Genomic DNA, 18,100 nt, shown 5'->3' on the forward strand with positions numbered 1-18,100 from the left:
GTTTCCTTTGATGGATTAGACCTGGTCTTTTTTATCGTCAACCAATGGGCTGGCGTCGTGTTCTGCCTCGATCTCTTCAGCAGGAAGCGGGGCAGGTTCAGAGTCTGGCGTAACAAAGGTTTCGGTAGATACTGCCAGCGGCTGGCCAATTTTCGTGACAGACAGGCTTTCCAGTTGCTCAACCAGATTAACTTTACCCGGTGCAAACAGGTTGATAACGGTAGAGCCGAGTTTAAAGCGCCCCATTTCCTGGCCTTTCAGCAGCGCCACAGAACCGTCGTTTTCTCCGGCAGGCCAGGTCCAACGCTTGATGATGCCTTCGCGCGGCGGCGTAATGGTGCCCGCCCAGACAGTTTCAATGCTGCCAACAATCGTCGCCCCGACCAGAATCTGCGCCATCGGGCCAAATTCGGTATCGAACAGGCAGATCACGCGTTCGTTACGGGCAAACAGATTCGGCACGTTCTGAGCGGTGAGATGGTTAACGGAGAAGAGATCGCCCGGCACATAGATCATCTCACGCAGAATACCGTTGCACGGCATGTGTACGCGGTGGTAGTCACGCGGGGAGAGGTAAGTGGTCACAAACGTACCGTTACGGAAAAGATCCGCCATCAGATAGTTACCTGCCAGCAGAGCTTCGAGGCTGTAGTTGTGGCCTTTAGCTTGCAGGATTTTATCTTCTTCGATTTTACCTAACTGGCTGATAACGCCATCGGCAGGCATGACCAGTACATTAGGATCGGTATCGATTGGGCGTACTTCGTCACGCAGCGGACGGACAAAGAATTCGTTAAAGGTGCGGTAGCTGGCGGTGTCCGGCTTTTGCGCCTCTTTCATGTCGACCTTGTAGTATTTAACGAACAGATCGATAACCAGTTTTGTCAGCCATCCTGCCCGCTTGCTTGCGCCCCAACCCGCCAGGCGAGTAAGCCATAATTTCGGCAGAATGTACTGTAGCGAAAGTTTAAATGAATTTAACAAGGTAGCCTCCAGGCCATTGTTTTGTCGTTCCTGATCCGGCCTACATGCCGGATCCTGAAAAAAAGGGGACGATTCTAACGACGGTTAGCTTAATTGTCAGTCATCCGTATCAGAAAAGTTTTTACGCGTTTTTACCTGCGCCATGCTTTCCAGAATACGGTGATAGTTTTCGAAACGGGTTTCCGCGATTTTCCCTTCGTCAACGGCTTCCCGGATAGCGCAGCCCGGATCGGTATCGTGTTTGCAATCGCGATATTTACACAGACCTAAATAGTCATGGAATTCGACAAAGCCCTGAGTGATTTGTTCCGGCTCCAGGTGCCAAAGGCCGAACTCGCGCACACCAGGGGAGTCAATCACATCACCGCCGTGCGGGAAGTGATACAGCCGAGCGGCGGTCGTGGTGTGCTGACCGAGACCCGAGTTGTCAGAGACGTCGTTGGTCAGGATCTCTTTTTGCAGCCCCAGCAACGCGTTCAGCAGGCTGGATTTGCCTACGCCAGACTGCCCAGCAAAAATACTGATGCGCCCGGTCAACGCCTCTTCCAGCGGTTTCAGCCCATCCTGAGTATGGCTGGAAACCATCAATACGCGATAACCGATATTGCGGTAGATATCCATCTGCTCGTTGACGAATGCCATGCCTTCGTCGTCCAGCAGGTCTATCTTGTTGAGCACAATAATCGGCTCAATTTGCAAGGTTTCGCAGGCCACCAGGTAACGGTCGATAATATTGAGCGACAGCTCCGGCAAAATGGCGGAGACAATAACAATCTGGTCGATGTTGGCGGCAATAGGTTTCACGCCGTCGTAGAAATCCGGGCGCGTTAACACCGAGGTGCGCTCATGCACCGCTTCCACGATCCCTTTGACATTTACGCCTTCCGCCGCCAGTTTACCCGGACGCCAGACTACGCGATCGCCGGTCACCAGCGAACGGATGGTACGGCGAATATTGCAGCGGTGAACGTCGCCATCGGCGGATTCCACATCAGCGTGCATACCAAAGCGGCTGATGACGATACCTTCATCAGGCTCGCCAAACAGATTGTCGTCGTAGTCGGGCTTCTCCTTAGACGTTTTAAGACGACGCTGGTGATTGGCGTTCACGCGGCGCTGCTGGCCTTTGGAGAGTTTATTTTTACTCAATCGTACTGACTCCTGGTCGCCCCTGATGGGCAAAACATCTATGATACACGCAATTGTGGATCAATATAGTCACTGTGAATGGGTGGAAAATAGCATGAGTGCCAATGAAAACAACCTGATTTGGATCGATCTTGAGATGACCGGTCTGGATCCCGAGCGCGATCGCATTATTGAGATTGCCACGCTGGTGACCGACGCCAACCTGAATATTCTGGCAGAAGGGCCGACCATTGCAGTACACCAGTCCGATGAACAGCTGGCGATGATGGATGACTGGAACGTGCGCACCCATACCGCCAGCGGGCTGGTGGAGCGCGTGAAAGCGAGCACGATGGGCGATCGGGAAGCTGAACTGGCAACGCTCGAATTTTTAAAACAGTGGGTGCCTGCGGGAAAATCGCCGATTTGCGGTAACAGCATCGGCCAGGATCGTCGCTTTCTGTTTAAATACATGCCGGAGCTGGAAGCCTACTTCCACTACCGTTATCTGGATGTCAGCACACTGAAAGAGCTGGCGCGCCGCTGGAAGCCGGAAATTCTTGATGGTTTTACCAAACAGGGGACGCATCAGGCGATGGATGATATCCGTGAATCGGTGGCGGAGCTGGCTTACTACCGCGAGCATTTTATCAAGCTGTAATACGAAATCGGGGCGTGGTGATTACGCCCCGGCAAATGATTACTGTGTAAACCACTTCTCTTGCATTTGCGCGTATTCGGGCGAGGCTTTGACCTTATCAAGTGCCGCGTTGATTTCTGCCAGCAACGCATCATTGCCTTTGCGTACCGCGATACCTAAACCTTTACCGTAATACTCCGGATCTTTTGCCCGTTCGTCCATGATGGCGTAATCCGGGTTGTTTTTAAGCCATTTGCCAATGGCTGCAACATCACCAAAAACACCATCCAGTCGGTTGCTTTTCAGATCGGTAAATGCATTCAGATAACTGTCATAGGCGACAGCTGTAATCTCTTTTTGCTTATCTTGCAGATATCGCTGATGAGTGGTGCCATTTTCCAGACCGATTTTTTTGCCTTTCAGTTCTGCGAAACTGTTGTAAGCCCCTTTGCGAGTGACAACCACAGCAGATAGCCCTTCATAGTAGGGTTGGCTGAAAGAAACCTGTTGTTCTCGTTTGGCTGTCATATCCATCCCCGCGATGACGGCATCAAACTTTTTGAAGCGTAATCCGGGGATAAGGCTGTCAAAGCTCTGATTTGTAAACTGACACTCTGCCTGCATCTCTTTGCAAACGGCTTTGGCAACATCAATATCGAATCCTACGATTTGATTGTCTGCGTCAACAAATTCATACGGAGCATAGGTTGCAGAAGTGCCGAAATGCAGTGTTTTGGTGTTTGCGGCAGTAGCCTGAAAGGAGAGCCCGGCGAGGAGCATGACAAGTAATTTTTGTTTCATCTGATTCCCTGATATTCCATGTTGTGTTGTGGACTGCCCAAGGCTGTGTGCTACGCTTTTATCTGCCTGGGGCAACAGACAGATTCTGTCCTTTTAGGCGGAGAGTGAAAAGTTTTTTGTTAAGCTGTTCGTTTTTCGCTAGATTTGTCGAATAAATCAGCATTCAAACAATTTTTGCGAAAAAAATCGTTTGGGGGGTTGCAGAGGGAAAGATTTCTCGTATAATGCGCCTCCCGTAACGACGCAGAAATGCGAAATTACGAAAGCAAAAATTAGGTAGTACGCGGGAATAGCTCAGTTGGTAGAGCACGACCTTGCCAAGGTCGGGGTCGCGAGTTCGAGTCTCGTTTCCCGCTCCAAAATTTGCAAAGTGCTGTAAAGCACAGACCACCCAAGCGGGAATAGCTCAGTTGGTAGAGCACGACCTTGCCAAGGTCGGGGTCGCGAGTTCGAGTCTCGTTTCCCGCTCCAAAATTTGAAAAGTGCTATAAGGCACAGACCATCCAAGCGGGAATAGCTCAGTTGGTAGAGCACGACCTTGCCAAGGTCGGGGTCGCGAGTTCGAGTCTCGTTTCCCGCTCCAAATTCTTCTCCAAGTAAAATATCCACAGCGATGCGATGCGTTATTGCTGGTTTTTATTGTCTCTGACAAACTCTTGTAAACAGAGTTATCCACAGGCTCAGGCTGATATCTTAATTTCAAAGAAACTTCGCACGGTGAATAGTATTTTTTTAACTTATTGATATATAAGTTGAAAATTAAGATCTCGTTTTGTCGAGTCGATCACTTGACGATTTTATTCGTCTTGAATTGCAATGCGTTTTTATTTTTATTCACAAGCTGTGGATAAATCAGGCATCTCGTGGTAATCCCTTTTCAATGACCCGAACCAGACGCTGTTTTTTCGGTAGTTGTACCTCCACGACGCACGCATTTCGCCTCTCGATTTGCTGCGCAATCGCCCACGCTATGTGCTCATCAAGAAGTGGGTGCTCACCTTTACGACTTTCCAGCGCTGTCAAAATCGTTTTATCCCAGGGGGCATTGCCTAATGCCACGGCGATATTACGCAGCCAACGCAGGTGACCTATACGGCGAATCGCCGAACCTTCCGTGACTTTTAAAAACTTCTCTTCACTCCAGGCGAATAACTCAATGAGTTCCGGTGCGTGTAGTGGTTTGCGCGGGCTGAAATCGTCTTCTTTAGTGAGTTGCGAATAGCGATTCCACGGGCAGATAAGCTGGCAGTCATCGCAACCGTAAATACGGTTTCCCATCAATGGACGCAGCTCTTCCGGGATCGCCCCTTCCAGTTCAATGGTGAGATAAGAGATACAGCGGCGAGCATCGACGGTATATGGCTCGACGATGGCGCCGGTCGGACAAATCGTCATACAGGCTACGCATTTACCGCATCCTTCCTCGACCGGTTGATCCACGGGCAGCGGAATATCGACCAGTAATTCACCTAAAAAGAAGAACGAACCGGCCTCGCGATTGAGGATAAGTGAGTGCTTACCTGTCCAGCCAAGACCTGCTTTTTCAGCTAACGGGCGCTCGAGAATAGGCGCAGAATCGACAAACGGTCTAAAATTCAGCGAAACACAATGTTGCTGAATCATCTCGCCCAGCTTTTTGAGTCGGTTGCGCAGAAGTTTGTGATAGTCACGGCCCAACGCATAACGACTTACATAGCCGAGTTTGGGGTTTTTCAGCGTGCTGGCAAATGCGGCGTTAGCAGGAAGGTAATTCATCCGCACGCTGATGACGCGCAGCGTACCGGGCAATAACTCGTGGGGGCGGGCGCGCAGCATACCGTGACGCGCCATCCAGTCCATTTCGCCGTGGTATTGTTTGTCCAGCCATGCTTGCAGTTTGGGCTCGGACGCGCTGAGATCGGTATCGGTAATACCTACCTGCTGAAAGCCCAGTTCCAGCCCCCACTGTTTAATTTTTTGCGCTAACTGATTGAGATCGAGGGGCTCTGACATGACGGACCATACAATGAAGAAAAACCCCGTAAGTATACCACACACCGTCTGGCACGCCGACGATATCCGCCGCGGCGAACGCGAGGCGGCAGATGCGCTGGGGCTCACACTCTATGAGCTGATGCTTCGCGCTGGCGAAGCCGCATTCCTGGTGTGTCGTTCGGCTTATCCTGACGCCCGCCACTGGCTGGTGCTGTGCGGTCATGGTAATAACGGCGGCGATGGCTACGTGGTCGCGCGGCTGGCCAAAGCGGTCGGCATTCAGGTTACGCTGCTGGCCCAGGAGAGCGACAAACCGTTGCCGGAAGAGGCCGCGCTGGCACGTGAAGCATGGTTAAACGCGGGAGGCGAGATCCATGCGTCGAATATTGTCTGGCCAGAATCGGCAGATCTGATTGTTGATGCGCTGCTCGGTACTGGCTTGCAGCAAGCGCCCCGCGAATCCATTAGCCAGTTAATCGACCACGCTAATACTCACCCTGCGCCGATTGTGGCGGTTGATATCCCTTCCGGCCTGCTGGCTGAAACTGGCGCTACACCAGGCGCGGTAATCAACGCCGATCACACCATCACTTTTATTGCGCTGAAACCTGGCTTGCTCACCGGGAAAGCCCGGGATGTTACCGGAAAACTGCATTTTGACTCGCTGGGGCTGGACAGTTGGTTGGCAGGTCAGGAGACGAAAATTCAGCGGTTTTCGGCAGAACAACTTTCTCACTGGCTGAAACCGCGTCGCCCGACTTCGCATAAAGGCGATCACGGGCGGCTGGTGATTATTGGTGGCGATTACGGCACGGCGGGGGCTATTCGTATGACGGGGGAAGCGGCACTGCGTGCTGGTGCTGGTTTAGTCCGAGTACTGACCCGCAGTGAGAACATTGCGCCGCTGCTGACTGCACGACCGGAATTGATGGTGCATGAACTGACTATGGACTCTCTTACCGAAAGCCTGGAATGGGCCGATGTGGTGGTGATTGGTCCCGGTCTGGGCCAGCAAGAGTGGGGAAAAAAAGCCCTGCAAAAAGTTGAGAATTTTCGCAAACCGATGTTATGGGATGCCGATGCATTGAACCTGCTGGCAATCAATCCTGATAAGCGTCACAATCGCGTGATCACGCCGCATCCTGGCGAGGCCGCACGGTTGTTGGGCTGTTCCGTAGCAGAAATTGAAAGTGACCGCTTACATTGCGCCCAACGTCTGGTACAACGTTATGGCGGCGTAGCGGTGCTGAAAGGTGCCGGAACCGTAGTTGCCGCGCATCCTGATGCTTTAGGCATTATTGATGCCGGAAATGCAGGCATGGCGAGCGGCGGGATGGGTGATGTGCTCTCTGGTATTATTGGCGCATTGCTTGGGCAAAAACTGTCGCCGTATGATGCAGCGTGCGCGGGCTGTGTCGCACACGGTACGGCAGCTGACGTACTGGCGGCGCGTTTTGGAACGCGCGGAATGCTGGCGACCGATCTCTTTTCCACGCTACAGCGTATTGTTAACCCGGAAGTGACTGATAAAAACCATGATGAATCGAGTAATTCCGCTCCCTGATGAGCAGGCAACATTAGACCTGGGCGAGCGGGTAGCGAAAGCCTGCGATGGCGCGACTGTAATCTATCTGTATGGCGATTTAGGCGCAGGTAAAACCACCTTTAGCCGGGGCTTTTTACAGGCTCTGGGTCATCAGGGTAATGTCAAAAGCCCCACTTATACGCTGGTCGAACCCTATACGCTCGACAACTTAATGGTGTATCACTTTGATTTATACCGCCTTGCCGATCCCGAGGAGCTGGAGTTTATGGGGATCCGCGATTATTTTGCCAACGATGCCATCTGCCTGGTGGAGTGGCCACAACAAGGTACAGGTGTTCTTCCTGACCCGGATGTCGAAATACACATTGATTATCAGGCACAAGGCCGTGAGGCGCGCGTGAGTGCGGTTTCCTCTGCGGGTGAATTGTTGCTGGCGCGTTTAGCCGGTTAACCTTTGAAAGGTGGCGGGATGATGTATCGCATCAGAAATTGGTTGGTAGCGACGTTGCTGCTGCTGTGCGCGCAGGCTGGCGCCGCTACGCTCTCTGATATTCAGGTTTCTAACGGTAATCAACAGGCGCGAATAACATTGAGTTTTACTGGCGATCCTGATTACGCGTTTAGCCATCAAAACAAACGCACCGTGGCGCTCGATATCAAACAAACGGGCGTGATTCAGGGGCTACCGTTGTTGTTCAGCGGTAATAATCTGGTGAAGGCGATTCGCTCTGGAACGCCTAAAGATGCACAAACGCTACGGCTGGTGGTCGATCTCACCGAAAACGGTAAAACCGAAGCGGTGAAGCGGCAGAATGGTAGCAATTACACTGTCGTCTTTACGATTAACGCTGATGCGCCGCCACCGCCTCCACCGCCGCCAGTGGTTGCGAAGCGCGTTGAAACGCCTGCAGTTGTCGCACCGCGCGTCAGCGAACCGGCGCGTAATCCGTTTAAAACCGAAAGTAACCGCACTACGGGTGTTATCAGCAGTAATACGGTAACGCGTCCGGCAGCGCGCGCGACGGCTAACACTGGCGATAAAATTATCATCGCTATTGATGCAGGACACGGTGGTCAGGACCCTGGCGCTATCGGCCCCGGTGGTACGCGGGAGAAAAATGTCACCATCGCCATCGCACGTAAATTGCGTACTTTGCTCAATGACGATCCAATGTTTAAAGGCGTTTTAACCCGTGACGGGGATTACTTTATCTCGGTGATGGGGCGCAGCGATGTGGCACGTAAGCAAAACGCTAATTTCCTCGTGTCGATTCACGCTGATGCCGCACCGAACCGCAGTGCGACTGGCGCTTCCGTATGGGTGCTCTCTAACCGTCGCGCCAACAGCGAAATGGCCAGCTGGCTGGAGCAGCACGAGAAACAGTCGGAGCTGCTGGGCGGAGCGGGCGATGTGCTGGCGAACAGTCAGTCTGATCCGTATTTAAGCCAGGCGGTGCTGGATTTACAGTTCGGTCATTCCCAGCGGGTAGGGTATGATGTGGCGACCAGTATGATCAGCCAGTTGCAACGCATCGGCGAAATTCATAAACGTCGACCAGAACACGCCAGCCTTGGCGTTCTGCGTTCGCCGGATATCCCATCAGTACTGGTCGAAACCGGTTTTATCAGCAACAACAGCGAAGAACGTTTGCTGGCGAGCGACGATTACCAACAACAGCTGGCAGAAGCCATTTACAAAGGCCTGCGCAATTATTTCCTTGCGCATCCGATGCAATCTGCGCCGCAGGGGGCAACGGCACAAACGGCCAGCACGGTGACGACGCCAGATCGCACGCTGCCAAACTAAGGATTATTGATGCCAATTCAGGTCTTACCGCCACAACTGGCGAACCAGATTGCCGCAGGTGAGGTGGTCGAGCGACCTGCGTCGGTAGTCAAAGAACTGGTGGAAAACAGCCTCGATGCGGGTGCGACGCGTATTGATATTGATATCGAACGCGGTGGGGCGAAACTTATCCGCATTCGTGATAACGGCTGCGGTATCAAAAAAGATGAACTGGCGCTGGCGCTGGCGCGTCATGCTACCAGTAAAATCGCCTCTCTGGACGATCTCGAAGCTATTATCAGCCTGGGGTTCCGCGGTGAGGCGCTGGCGAGTATCAGTTCAGTTTCCCGTCTGACGCTCACTTCGCGCACCGTAGATCAGCAGGAAGCCTGGCAGGCATATGCCGAAGGGCGCGATATGGACGTGACGGTTAAACCGGCGGCGCATCCGGTGGGAACGACGCTGGAAGTGCTGGATCTGTTCTACAACACCCCGGCGCGGCGGAAATTCCTGCGTACCGAGAAAACCGAATTTAACCATATTGATGAAATCATCCGCCGCATTGCGCTGGCGCGTTTCGACGTCACTATAAACCTGTCGCATAACGGAAAAATTGTGCGTCAGTATCGTGCAGTGCCGGAAGGCGGGCAAAAAGAACGGCGTTTAGGCGCGATTTGCGGCACCGCTTTTCTCGAACATGCGCTGGCGATTGAATGGCAGCACGGCGATCTCACGCTGCGCGGTTGGGTGGCAGATCCAAACCATACCACGCCCACACTGGCAGAAATTCAGTATTGCTACGTGAATGGTCGCATGATGCGCGATCGCCTGATCAATCATGCGATCCGTCAGGCCTGCGAAAACAAACTGGGGGCCGATCAGCAACCGGCATTTGTGTTGTATCTGGAGATCGACCCACATCAAGTGGACGTCAACGTGCACCCCGCCAAACACGAAGTGCGTTTCCATCAGTCGCGTCTGGTGCACGACTTTATCTATCAGGGCGTGCTGAGTGTGCTACAACAACAGCTGGAAACGCCGCTGCCACTGGACGATGAACCTCAACCTGCACCGCGCACCATTCCGGAGAACCGCGTGGCCGCCGGGCGTAATCATTTTGCTGAACCGGCAGTTCGTGAACCGGTAGCTCCCCGCTACTCTCCTGCGCCCGCCTCTGGTGGTCGTCCAGCAGCTTCCTGGCCGAATGCGCAGCCAGGCTACCAGAAACAGCAAGGTGAAGTGTATCGCCAGCTTTTGCAAACGCCTGCGCCGATGCAAAAACCAAAAGCACCTGAACCGCAGGAGCCAGCGCTTGCGGCGAATAGTCAGAGTTTTGGTCGGGTACTGACTATCGTCCATTCCGACTGTGCGTTGCTGGAGCGCGACGGCAACATTTCACTTTTAGCCCTGCCAGTGGCAGAACGTTGGCTGCGTCAGGCGCAGTTGACGCCGGGTGAAACGCCAGTTTGCGCCCAGCCGTTGCTTATTCCGTTGCGGCTAAAAGTTTCTGGCGAAGAAAAATCGGCATTAGAAAAAGCGCAGTCTGCCCTGGCGGAATTGGGTATTGATTTCCAGTCCGATGCACAGTATGTGACCATCAGGGCCGTGCCTTTACCCTTACGCCAACAAAATTTACAAATCTTGATTCCTGAACTGATAGGCTACCTGGCGAAGCAGTCCGTATTCGAACCTGGCAATATTGCGCAGTGGATTGCACGAAATCTGATGAGCGAACATGCGCAGTGGTCAATGGCACAGGCCATCACCCTGCTGGCGGACGTGGAACGGTTATGTCCGCAACTTGTGAAAACGCCGCCGGGTGGTCTGTTACAATCTGTTGATTTACATCCGGCGATAAAAGCCCTGAAAGATGAGTGATATCAGTAAGGCGAGCCTGCCTAAGGCGATTTTTTTGATGGGGCCGACGGCCTCCGGTAAAACGGCGTTAGCCATTGAGCTGCGTAAAATTTTACCAGTAGAGTTGATAAGCGTTGATTCTGCCCTTATTTACAAAGGGATGGATATCGGGACGGCGAAGCCGAACGCTGAAGAGTTACTCGCCGCGCCGCACCGATTGCTGGATATTCGCGATCCGTCGCAGGCTTATTCGGCCGCTGATTTTCGCCGCGATGCGCTGGCGGAAATGGCCGATATCACCGCGGCGGGGCGGATCCCACTATTAGTGGGCGGTACGATGTTGTATTTCAAGGCATTGCTGGAAGGGTTGTCGCCGCTACCGTCGGCAGACCCCGAAGTGCGGGCCAGAATTGAGCAACAGGCGGCAGAGCAAGGTTGGGAGTCATTGCATCGTCAACTTCAGGAGATCGATCCGGTTGCGGCAGCAAGGATTCATCCAAATGATCCACAAAGGCTTTCCCGGGCACTGGAAGTTTTTTTCATTTCGGGTAAAACTTTAACGGAACTGACGCAAACGTCAGGAGACGCTCTACCGTATCAGGTGCATCAGTTCGCCATCGCCCCGGCGAGCCGTGAACTGCTCCATCAACGAATTGAGCAGCGTTTTCATCAGATGTTGGCTTCAGGTTTTGAAGCAGAAGTCCGGGCGCTTTTTGCCCGAGGAGATTTGCATACGGACTTGCCTTCCATTCGTTGCGTGGGTTATCGCCAGATGTGGTCTTACCTTGAAGGCGAAATCTCATACGATGAAATGGTTTATCGAGGTGTTTGCGCCACGAGACAGTTGGCGAAGCGGCAGATAACCTGGCTGCGTGGTTGGGAAGGGGTTCACTGGCTTGACAGTGAAAAACCAGAACAGGCGCGTGACGAAGTATTACAGGTTGTTGGTGCTATCGCAGGCTGAATGTGTACAATTGAGACGTATCGTGCGCAATTTTTTCAGAATCGAAAGGTTCAAAGTACAAATAAGCATATAAGGAAAAGAGAGAATGGCTAAGGGGCAATCTTTACAAGATCCGTTCCTGAACGCACTGCGTCGGGAACGTGTTCCAGTTTCTATTTATTTGGTGAATGGTATTAAGCTGCAAGGACAAATCGAGTCTTTTGATCAGTTCGTGATCCTGTTGAAAAACACGGTCAGCCAGATGGTTTACAAGCACGCGATTTCTACTGTTGTCCCGTCTCGCCCGGTTTCTCATCACAGTAACAACGCCGGTGGCGGTACCAGCAGTAACTACCATCATGGTAGCAGCGCGCAGAATACTTCCGCGCAACAGGACAGCGAAGAAACCGAATAAGGTTTCATGCTGTTTTTTTACACGGGGAGCCAGCGATCCTGCGTTCCCCGCTGATCTATTTAGAGGGTTATACGCTTGTTTGACCGTTATGATGCTGGTGAGCAGGCGGTACTGGTACACATCTATTTTACGCAAGACAAAGATATGGAAGACCTCCAGGAGTTTGAATCTCTGGTTTCTTCCGCCGGTGTCGAAGCATTGCAGGTGATTACCGGTAGCCGTAAAGCGCCGCACCCAAAGTATTTTGTAGGTGAAGGTAAAGCAGTTGAAATTGCGGAAGCTGTCAAAGCGACGGGTGCTTCGGTCGTTCTTTTTGACCATGCCCTGAGCCCGGCGCAAGAGCGTAACCTGGAGCGTTTGTGCGAGTGTCGTGTTATCGACCGCACCGGCCTTATTTTAGATATTTTCGCCCAACGTGCGCGTACCCATGAGGGTAAGTTGCAGGTTGAGCTGGCGCAGTTGCGCCATCTGGCTACGCGCCTGGTGCGTGGCTGGACCCACCTTGAAAGACAGAAAGGCGGGATCGGTTTGCGTGGTCCGGGTGAAACCCAGCTCGAAACCGACCGTCGTTTGTTGCGTAATCGCATCGTGCAGATACAGTCGCGCCTGGAAAGAGTTGAAAAACAGCGTGAGCAGGGGCGGCAATCGCGTATCAAAGCCGACGTTCCTACTGTTTCGCTGGTGGGATATACCAACGCCGGTAAATCTACCCTTTTCAATCGCATCACCGAAGCGCGGGTCTATGCGGCAGACCAGTTGTTTGCCACCCTCGACCCGACGTTGCGGCGTATTGACGTCGCGGATGTCGGTGAAACCGTGTTGGCAGATACCGTAGGGTTTATTCGCCACCTGCCGCACGATCTGGTGGCGGCATTTAAAGCCACGTTACAAGAGACGCGGCAAGCCACATTGCTGCTGCACGTCATTGACGCGGCAGATGTGCGAGTACAAGAAAACATCGAAGCGGTGAATACGGTTCTTGAAGAGATCGATGCTCACGAGATCCCAACCCTGCTGGTGATGAACAAGATCGATATGCTGGAAGATTTTGAACCGCGTATTGATCGGGACGAAGAGAACAAACCGATCCGTGTCTGGCTTTCTGCGCAGACCGGAGCGGGGATACCACAGCTTTTTCAGGCTTTGACGGAGCGTCTTTCCGGCGAGGTGGCGCAGCATACATTGCGTCTGCCGCCGCAGGAAGGGCGTCTGAGAAGTCGTTTTTATCAGCTTCAGGCAATAGAAAAAGAGTGGATGGAGGAGGACGGCAGCGTAAGTCTGCAAGTTCGTATGCCGATCGTTGACTGGCGTCGCCTCTGCAAACAAGAACCGGCGTTGATCGATTACTTGATCTAACGGCGTAGCGTCTGAAGCGTGGAGTCATATCCTCTGGCGTCGAAAGACAACAGGGATCACCGCATAACAAATATGGAGCACAAACATGGCGTGGAATCAGCCCGGTAATAACGGACAAGACCGCGACCCGTGGGGAAGCAGCAAACCTGGCGGCAACTCTGAGGGAAATGGAAACAAAGGCGGTCGCGATCAAGGGCCACCTGATTTAGATGATATCTTCCGCAAACTGAGCAAAAAGCTCGGTGGTCTGGGCGGCGGTAAAGGCACCGGATCTGGCGGTGGTAATTCATCGCAAGGCCCGCGCCCGCAGCTTGGCGGTCGTGTCGTTACCATCGCAGCGGCAGCGATTGTCATTATTTGGGCGGCCAGTGGTTTCTACACCATTAAAGAAGCCGAACGCGGCGTGGTAACACGCTTTGGTAAATTCAGCCATCTGGTTGAGCCGGGTCTGAACTGGAAACCGACGTTTATCGACGAAGTCAAACCGGTGAACGTGGAAGCCGTGCGTGAACTGGCTGCTTCCGGTGTGATGCTGACGTCGGACGAAAACGTGGTGCGCGTTGAGATGAACGTACAGTACCGCGTCACCAATCCGGAAAAATATCTATATAGCGTGACCAGCCCGGATGACAGCCTGCGTCAGGCTACCGACAGCGCCCTGCGTGGGGTTATCGGTAAATACACCATGGACCGCATTCTGACGGAAGGTCGTACCGTGATTCGTAGCGATACTCAGCGCGAACTGGAAGAGACGATTCGTCCGTATGACATGGGTATCACTCTGCTGGACGTCAACTTCCAGGCAGCTCGTCCGCCGGAAGAAGTAAAAGCGGCGTTTGACGATGCGATTGCCGCGCGTGAAAACGAACAGCAATACATTCGTGAAGCAGAAGCGTATACCAACGAAGTTCAGCCGCGTGCGAACGGTCAGGCGCAACGTATCCTCGAAGAGGCTCGTGCGTACAAGGCTCAGACTATCCTGGAAGCCCAGGGTGAAGTGGCACGCTTTGCTAAACTTCTGCCGGAATATAAAGCTGCGCCGGAAATTACCCGCGAGCGCCTGTATATCGAGACGATGGAAAAAGTGTTGGGCAACACCCGCAAAGTGCTGGTTAACGATAAAGGTGGCAACCTGATGGTTCTGCCGTTAGACCAGATGCTGAAAGGTGGCAATGCCCCTGCGGCGAAGAGCGATAACGGTGCCAGCAATCTGCTGCGTCTGCCGCCAGCCTCTTCCTCCACAACCAGTGGAGCAAGCAACACGTCGTCCACCAGTCAGGGCGATATTATGGACCAACGCCGCGCTAACGCGCAGCGTAACGACTACCAGCGTCAGGGGGAATAACGATGCGTAAGTCAGTTATCGCGATTATCATCATCGTGCTGGTAGTGCTTTACATGTCTGTCTTTGTCGTCAAAGAAGGTGAGCGCGGTATTACGCTGCGTTTTGGTAAGGTACTGCGTGACGATGACAACAAACCTCTGGTTTATGAGCCGGGTCTGCATTTCAAGATACCGTTCATTGAAACGGTGAAAATGCTTGATGCACGTATTCAGACCATGGACAACCAGGCCGACCGCTTTGTGACTAAAGAGAAGAAAGACCTGATCGTCGACTCTTACATCAAATGGCGCATCAGTGATTTCAGCCGTTACTACCTGGCAACGGGCGGTGGCGACATTTCGCAAGCGGAAGTGCTGTTGAAACGTAAGTTCTCTGACCGTCTGCGTTCTGAAATTGGTCGCCTGGACGTGAAAGACATCGTCACCGATTCCCGTGGTCGTCTGACCCTCGAAGTACGTGACGCGCTGAACTCCGGTTCTGCGGGTACAGAAGATGAAGTTACTACCCCGGCGGCAGATAACGCCATTGCCGAAGCGGCAGAGCGCGTAACGGCTGAGACGAAGGGTAAAGTACCGGTCATCAACCCGAACAGTATGGCGGCGCTGGGTATTGAAGTTGTCGATGTGCGTATCAAGCAGATCAACCTGCCGACCGAAGTGTCTGAAGCGATCTACAACCGTATGCGCGCCGAGCGTGAAGCGGTAGCACGTCGTCACCGTTCACAAGGTCAGGAAGAAGCGGAAAAACTGCGCGCGACTGCCGACTATGAAGTGACCAGAACGCTGGCAGAAGCTGAGCGTCAGGGCCGCATCATGCGTGGTGAAGGCGATGCAGAAGCAGCCAAACTGTTTGCTGATGCATTCAGTAAAGATCCGGACTTCTACGCATTCATCCGTAGCCTGCGTGCTTATGAGAACAGCTTCTCCGGCAATCAGGACGTGATGGTCATGAGCCCGGACAGCGATTTCTTCCGCTACATGAAGACGCCGACTTCCGCAACGCGTTAATATAACGACTGCGGTACAGGTCAATAAAGCCACCGCATCCTCAGGGATGCCGGTGGTTTTCTTTTTCTATAAGGATAATGAATGAATTCGACAATCTGGCTGGCGCTTGCTCTGGTTTTGGTGTTGGAAGGTTTAGGGCCGATGCTTTACCCGAAGGCATGGAAGAAGATGATCTCTGCGATGACCAATTTGCCCGATAATATTTTACGTCGTTTTGGCGGTGGACTTGTGGTTGCGGGCGTTGTGGTCTACTACATGTTGAGGAAAACGATTGGCTGAACAAAAAACAGACTGACCGAGGTCATTTTTGAGTGCAAAAAGTGCTGTAACTCTGAAAAAGCGATGGTAGAATCCATTTTTAAGCAAACGGTGATTTTGAAAAATGGGTAACAACGTCGTCGTACTGGGCACCCAATGGGGTGACGAAGGTAAAGGTAAGATCGTCGATCTTCTGACTGAACGGGCTAAATATGTTGTACGCTACCAGGGCGGTCACAACGCAGGCCATACTCTCGTAATCAACGGTGAAAAAACCGTTCTCCATCTTATTCCATCAGGTATTCTCCGCGAGAATGTAACCAGCATCATCGGTAACGGTGTTGTGCTGTCTCCGGCCGCGCTGATGAAAGAGATGAAAGAACTGGAAGACCGTGGCATCCCCGTTCGTGAGCGTCTGCTGCTGTCTGAAGCATGTCCGCTGATCCTTGATTATCACGTTGCGCTGGATAACGCGCGTGAGAAAGCGCGCGGCGCGAAAGCGATCGGCACCACGGGTCGTGGTATCGGGCCTGCTTATGAAGATAAAGTGGCACGTCGTGGTCTGCGTGTTGGCGACCTTTTCGACAAAGAAACCTTCGCTGAAAAACTGAAAGAAGTGATGGAATATCACAACTTCCAGTTGGTTAACTACTACAAAGCTGAAGCGGTTGATTACCAGAAAGTTCTGGATGATACGATGGCTGTTGCCGACATCCTGACTTCTATGGTGGTTGACGTTTCTGACCTGCTCGACCAGGCGCGTCAGCGTGGCGATTTCGTCATGTTCGAAGGTGCGCAGGGTACGCTGCTGGATATCGACCACGGTACTTATCCGTACGTAACTTCTTCCAACACCACTGCAGGTGGCGTGGCGACCGGTTCCGGCCTGGGCCCGCGTTATGTTGATTACGTTCTGGGTATCCTCAAAGCTTACTCCACTCGTGTAGGTGCAGGTCCGTTCCCGACCGAACTGTTTGATGAAACTGGTGAGTTCCTCTGCAAGCAGGGTAACGAATTCGGCGCAACTACGGGTCGTCGTCGTCGTACCGGCTGGCTGGACACCGTTGCCGTTCGTCGTGCGGTACAGCTGAACTCCCTGTCTGGCTTCTGCCTGACCAAACTGGACGTTCTGGATGGCCTGAAAGAGGTGAAACTCTGCGTGGCTTACCGTATGCCGGATGGTCGCGAAGTGACTACCACTCCGCTGGCAGCAGACGACTGGAAAGGTGTAGAGCCGATTTACGAAACCATGCCGGGCTGGTCTGAATCCACCTTCGGCGTGAAAGATCGTAGCGGTCTGCCGCAGGCGGCACTGAACTACATCAAGCGTATTGAAGAACTGACCGGTGTGCCGATCGATATCATCTCTACCGGCCCGGATCGTACTGAAACCATGATTCTGCGCGACCCGTTCGACGCGTAATTCTGGTACGCCTGGCAGATATTTTGCCTGCCGGGCTAACAGTGTGATACATTGCTGTGTCGGGTTAGCCATTATGCTATCCGACACAGTGTTAAATCCTCGCTTTTTTCCTTCCCCGAACTGAAATAAATTAGCGACACAGCTTGTGGCTGGTTTATCATCAATATAAATGTATTTTTTCCCGCTTTCCCTTTTGAGGTTGATGTGCAGTTAACGAGTTTCACTGATTACGGATTACGTGCGCTGATCTACATGGCGTCATTGCCAGAAGGGCGGATGACCAGTATTTCTGAAGTGACTGACGTCTACGGCGTCTCCCGTAATCATATGGTCAAAATAATCAATCAACTTAGTCGTGCCGGCTACGTGACTGCTGTTCGTGGAAAAAATGGCGGCATTCGCCTGGGGAAACCGGCGAGTGCGATACGTATTGGTGATGTGGTGCGCGAGCTGGAGCCCTTATCGCTGGTGAATTGCAGCAGTGAGTTTTGCCACATTACACCTGCCTGTCGGTTGAAACAGGCGCTTTCTAAGGCCGTGCAAAGTTTTCTTATGGAACTGGATAACTACACGCTTGCCGATTTGGTTGAAGAGAATCAACCGCTTTATAAATTATTGCTGGTGGAGTGACGAAAAT

The 18,100-nt window shown here is 52.7% G+C and carries 18 protein-coding genes and 3 tRNA genes; 17 read left to right on the plus strand and 4 right to left on the minus strand.

Going from position 1 to position 18,100, the window contains the following annotated elements:
- Positions 1-15: 15 nt before the first annotated feature.
- Positions 16-984, minus strand: coding sequence for an archaetidylserine decarboxylase (gene asd, locus EFER_RS21015; RefSeq protein WP_000934929.1), 969 nt, complete (start codon positions 982-984; stop codon positions 16-18).
- Positions 985-1,080: 96 nt separating this feature from the next.
- Entirely contained in the window at positions 1,081-2,133 is a 1,053-nt protein-coding gene (gene rsgA / locus EFER_RS21020) for a small ribosomal subunit biogenesis GTPase RsgA (protein ID WP_000041956.1), read from the minus strand.
- A 94-nt stretch (positions 2,134-2,227) separates the two neighbouring features.
- Here rsgA and orn point away from each other — a divergent pair, with 94 nt between their 5' ends.
- Positions 2,228-2,773 (plus strand): oligoribonuclease, encoded by a 546-nt coding sequence (gene orn, locus EFER_RS21025; protein ID WP_002431739.1) that lies wholly within the window; start codon positions 2,228-2,230, stop codon positions 2,771-2,773.
- 39 nt (positions 2,774-2,812) lie between these two features.
- Here orn and EFER_RS21030 read toward each other — a convergent pair whose 3' ends face one another.
- The gene (locus EFER_RS21030) at positions 2,813-3,553 is read right to left on the minus strand and encodes an arginine ABC transporter substrate-binding protein (protein ID WP_000810815.1); all 741 of its coding nucleotides are present in this window, start codon (positions 3,551-3,553) and stop codon (positions 2,813-2,815) included.
- Positions 3,554-3,836: 283 nt separating this feature from the next.
- Here EFER_RS21030 and EFER_RS21035 point away from each other — a divergent pair.
- The 4 genes from EFER_RS21035 (at position 3,837) to EFER_RS24340 (ending at position 4,423) form a co-directional block, all read left to right on the plus strand.
- Positions 3,837-3,912: transfer RNA gene (locus tag EFER_RS21035), tRNA-Gly, on the plus strand.
- A gap of 36 nt (positions 3,913-3,948) precedes the next feature.
- A tRNA-Gly gene (locus EFER_RS21040) sits at positions 3,949-4,024 on the plus strand.
- Positions 4,025-4,060: 36 nt separating this feature from the next.
- Positions 4,061-4,136 (plus strand) — tRNA-Gly (locus tag EFER_RS21045).
- A 233-nt stretch (positions 4,137-4,369) separates the two neighbouring features.
- Positions 4,370-4,423 (plus strand): hypothetical protein, encoded by a 54-nt coding sequence (locus EFER_RS24340; protein ID WP_134895679.1) that lies wholly within the window; start codon positions 4,370-4,372, stop codon positions 4,421-4,423.
- On the opposite strand, the gene queG is transcribed toward EFER_RS24340, so the two are convergent.
- Entirely contained in the window at positions 4,406-5,545 is a 1,140-nt protein-coding gene (queG, locus tag EFER_RS21050; protein ID WP_001294196.1) for a tRNA epoxyqueuosine(34) reductase QueG, read from the minus strand. The genes EFER_RS24340 and queG overlap by 18 nt on opposite strands.
- Here queG and nnr point away from each other — a divergent pair.
- The 12 genes from nnr (at position 5,544) to nsrR (ending at position 18,093) form a co-directional block, all read left to right on the plus strand.
- Positions 5,544-7,091, plus strand: a complete 1,548-nt coding sequence (nnr, locus tag EFER_RS21055; protein ID WP_015953938.1) for a bifunctional ADP-dependent NAD(P)H-hydrate dehydratase/NAD(P)H-hydrate epimerase — start codon at positions 5,544-5,546, stop codon at positions 7,089-7,091. The genes queG and nnr overlap by 2 nt on opposite strands.
- A complete protein-coding gene (gene tsaE / locus EFER_RS21060; protein ID WP_000981977.1) occupies positions 7,063-7,524 on the plus strand; it encodes a tRNA (adenosine(37)-N6)-threonylcarbamoyltransferase complex ATPase subunit type 1 TsaE in 462 nt (153 codons plus the stop codon). Before nnr ends, tsaE begins: the two co-directional genes overlap by 29 nt.
- 18 nt (positions 7,525-7,542) lie before the next feature.
- Entirely contained in the window at positions 7,543-8,880 is a 1,338-nt protein-coding gene (gene amiB / locus EFER_RS21065) for an N-acetylmuramoyl-L-alanine amidase AmiB (RefSeq protein ID WP_000990284.1), read from the plus strand.
- A 9-nt stretch (positions 8,881-8,889) separates the two neighbouring features.
- Positions 8,890-10,737 (plus strand): DNA mismatch repair endonuclease MutL, encoded by a 1,848-nt coding sequence (gene mutL, locus EFER_RS21070; RefSeq protein WP_015953939.1) that lies wholly within the window; start codon positions 8,890-8,892, stop codon positions 10,735-10,737.
- A complete protein-coding gene (miaA, locus tag EFER_RS21075; RefSeq protein ID WP_001280339.1) occupies positions 10,730-11,680 on the plus strand; it encodes a tRNA (adenosine(37)-N6)-dimethylallyltransferase MiaA in 951 nt (316 codons plus the stop codon). Before mutL ends, miaA begins: the two co-directional genes overlap by 8 nt.
- Positions 11,681-11,765: 85 nt before the next feature.
- Entirely contained in the window at positions 11,766-12,074 is a 309-nt protein-coding gene (gene hfq, locus EFER_RS21080) for an RNA chaperone Hfq (protein ID WP_001051883.1), read from the plus strand.
- A gap of 75 nt (positions 12,075-12,149) precedes the next feature.
- Positions 12,150-13,430, plus strand: a complete 1,281-nt coding sequence (gene hflX, locus EFER_RS21085; RefSeq protein WP_000460360.1) for a ribosome rescue GTPase HflX — start codon at positions 12,150-12,152, stop codon at positions 13,428-13,430.
- 85 nt (positions 13,431-13,515) lie between these two features.
- Positions 13,516-14,775: an FtsH protease activity modulator HflK gene (gene hflK / locus EFER_RS21090; protein ID WP_000312477.1), complete on the plus strand. Its 1,260-nt coding sequence runs from the start codon at positions 13,516-13,518 to the stop codon at positions 14,773-14,775.
- Positions 14,776-14,777: 2 nt separating this feature from the next.
- Positions 14,778-15,782 (plus strand): protease modulator HflC, encoded by a 1,005-nt coding sequence (hflC, locus tag EFER_RS21095; RefSeq protein WP_001232412.1) that lies wholly within the window; start codon positions 14,778-14,780, stop codon positions 15,780-15,782.
- An 81-nt stretch (positions 15,783-15,863) separates the two neighbouring features.
- Positions 15,864-16,061, plus strand: a complete 198-nt coding sequence (locus tag EFER_RS21100) for a DUF2065 domain-containing protein (RefSeq protein ID WP_001089295.1) — start codon at positions 15,864-15,866, stop codon at positions 16,059-16,061.
- Positions 16,062-16,164: 103 nt separating this feature from the next.
- On the plus strand, positions 16,165-17,463 hold the full coding sequence (purA, locus tag EFER_RS21105; RefSeq protein WP_000527955.1) for an adenylosuccinate synthase: 1,299 nt from the start codon (positions 16,165-16,167) through the stop codon (positions 17,461-17,463).
- A 204-nt stretch (positions 17,464-17,667) separates the two neighbouring features.
- A complete protein-coding gene (gene nsrR / locus EFER_RS21110; RefSeq protein WP_001177637.1) occupies positions 17,668-18,093 on the plus strand; it encodes a nitric oxide-sensing transcriptional repressor NsrR in 426 nt (141 codons plus the stop codon).
- Positions 18,094-18,100: the final 7 nt, after the last annotated feature.

The organism is Escherichia fergusonii ATCC 35469 (assembly GCF_000026225.1).
GTDB classification, from domain to species: Bacteria; Pseudomonadota; Gammaproteobacteria; order Enterobacterales; family Enterobacteriaceae; genus Escherichia; species Escherichia fergusonii.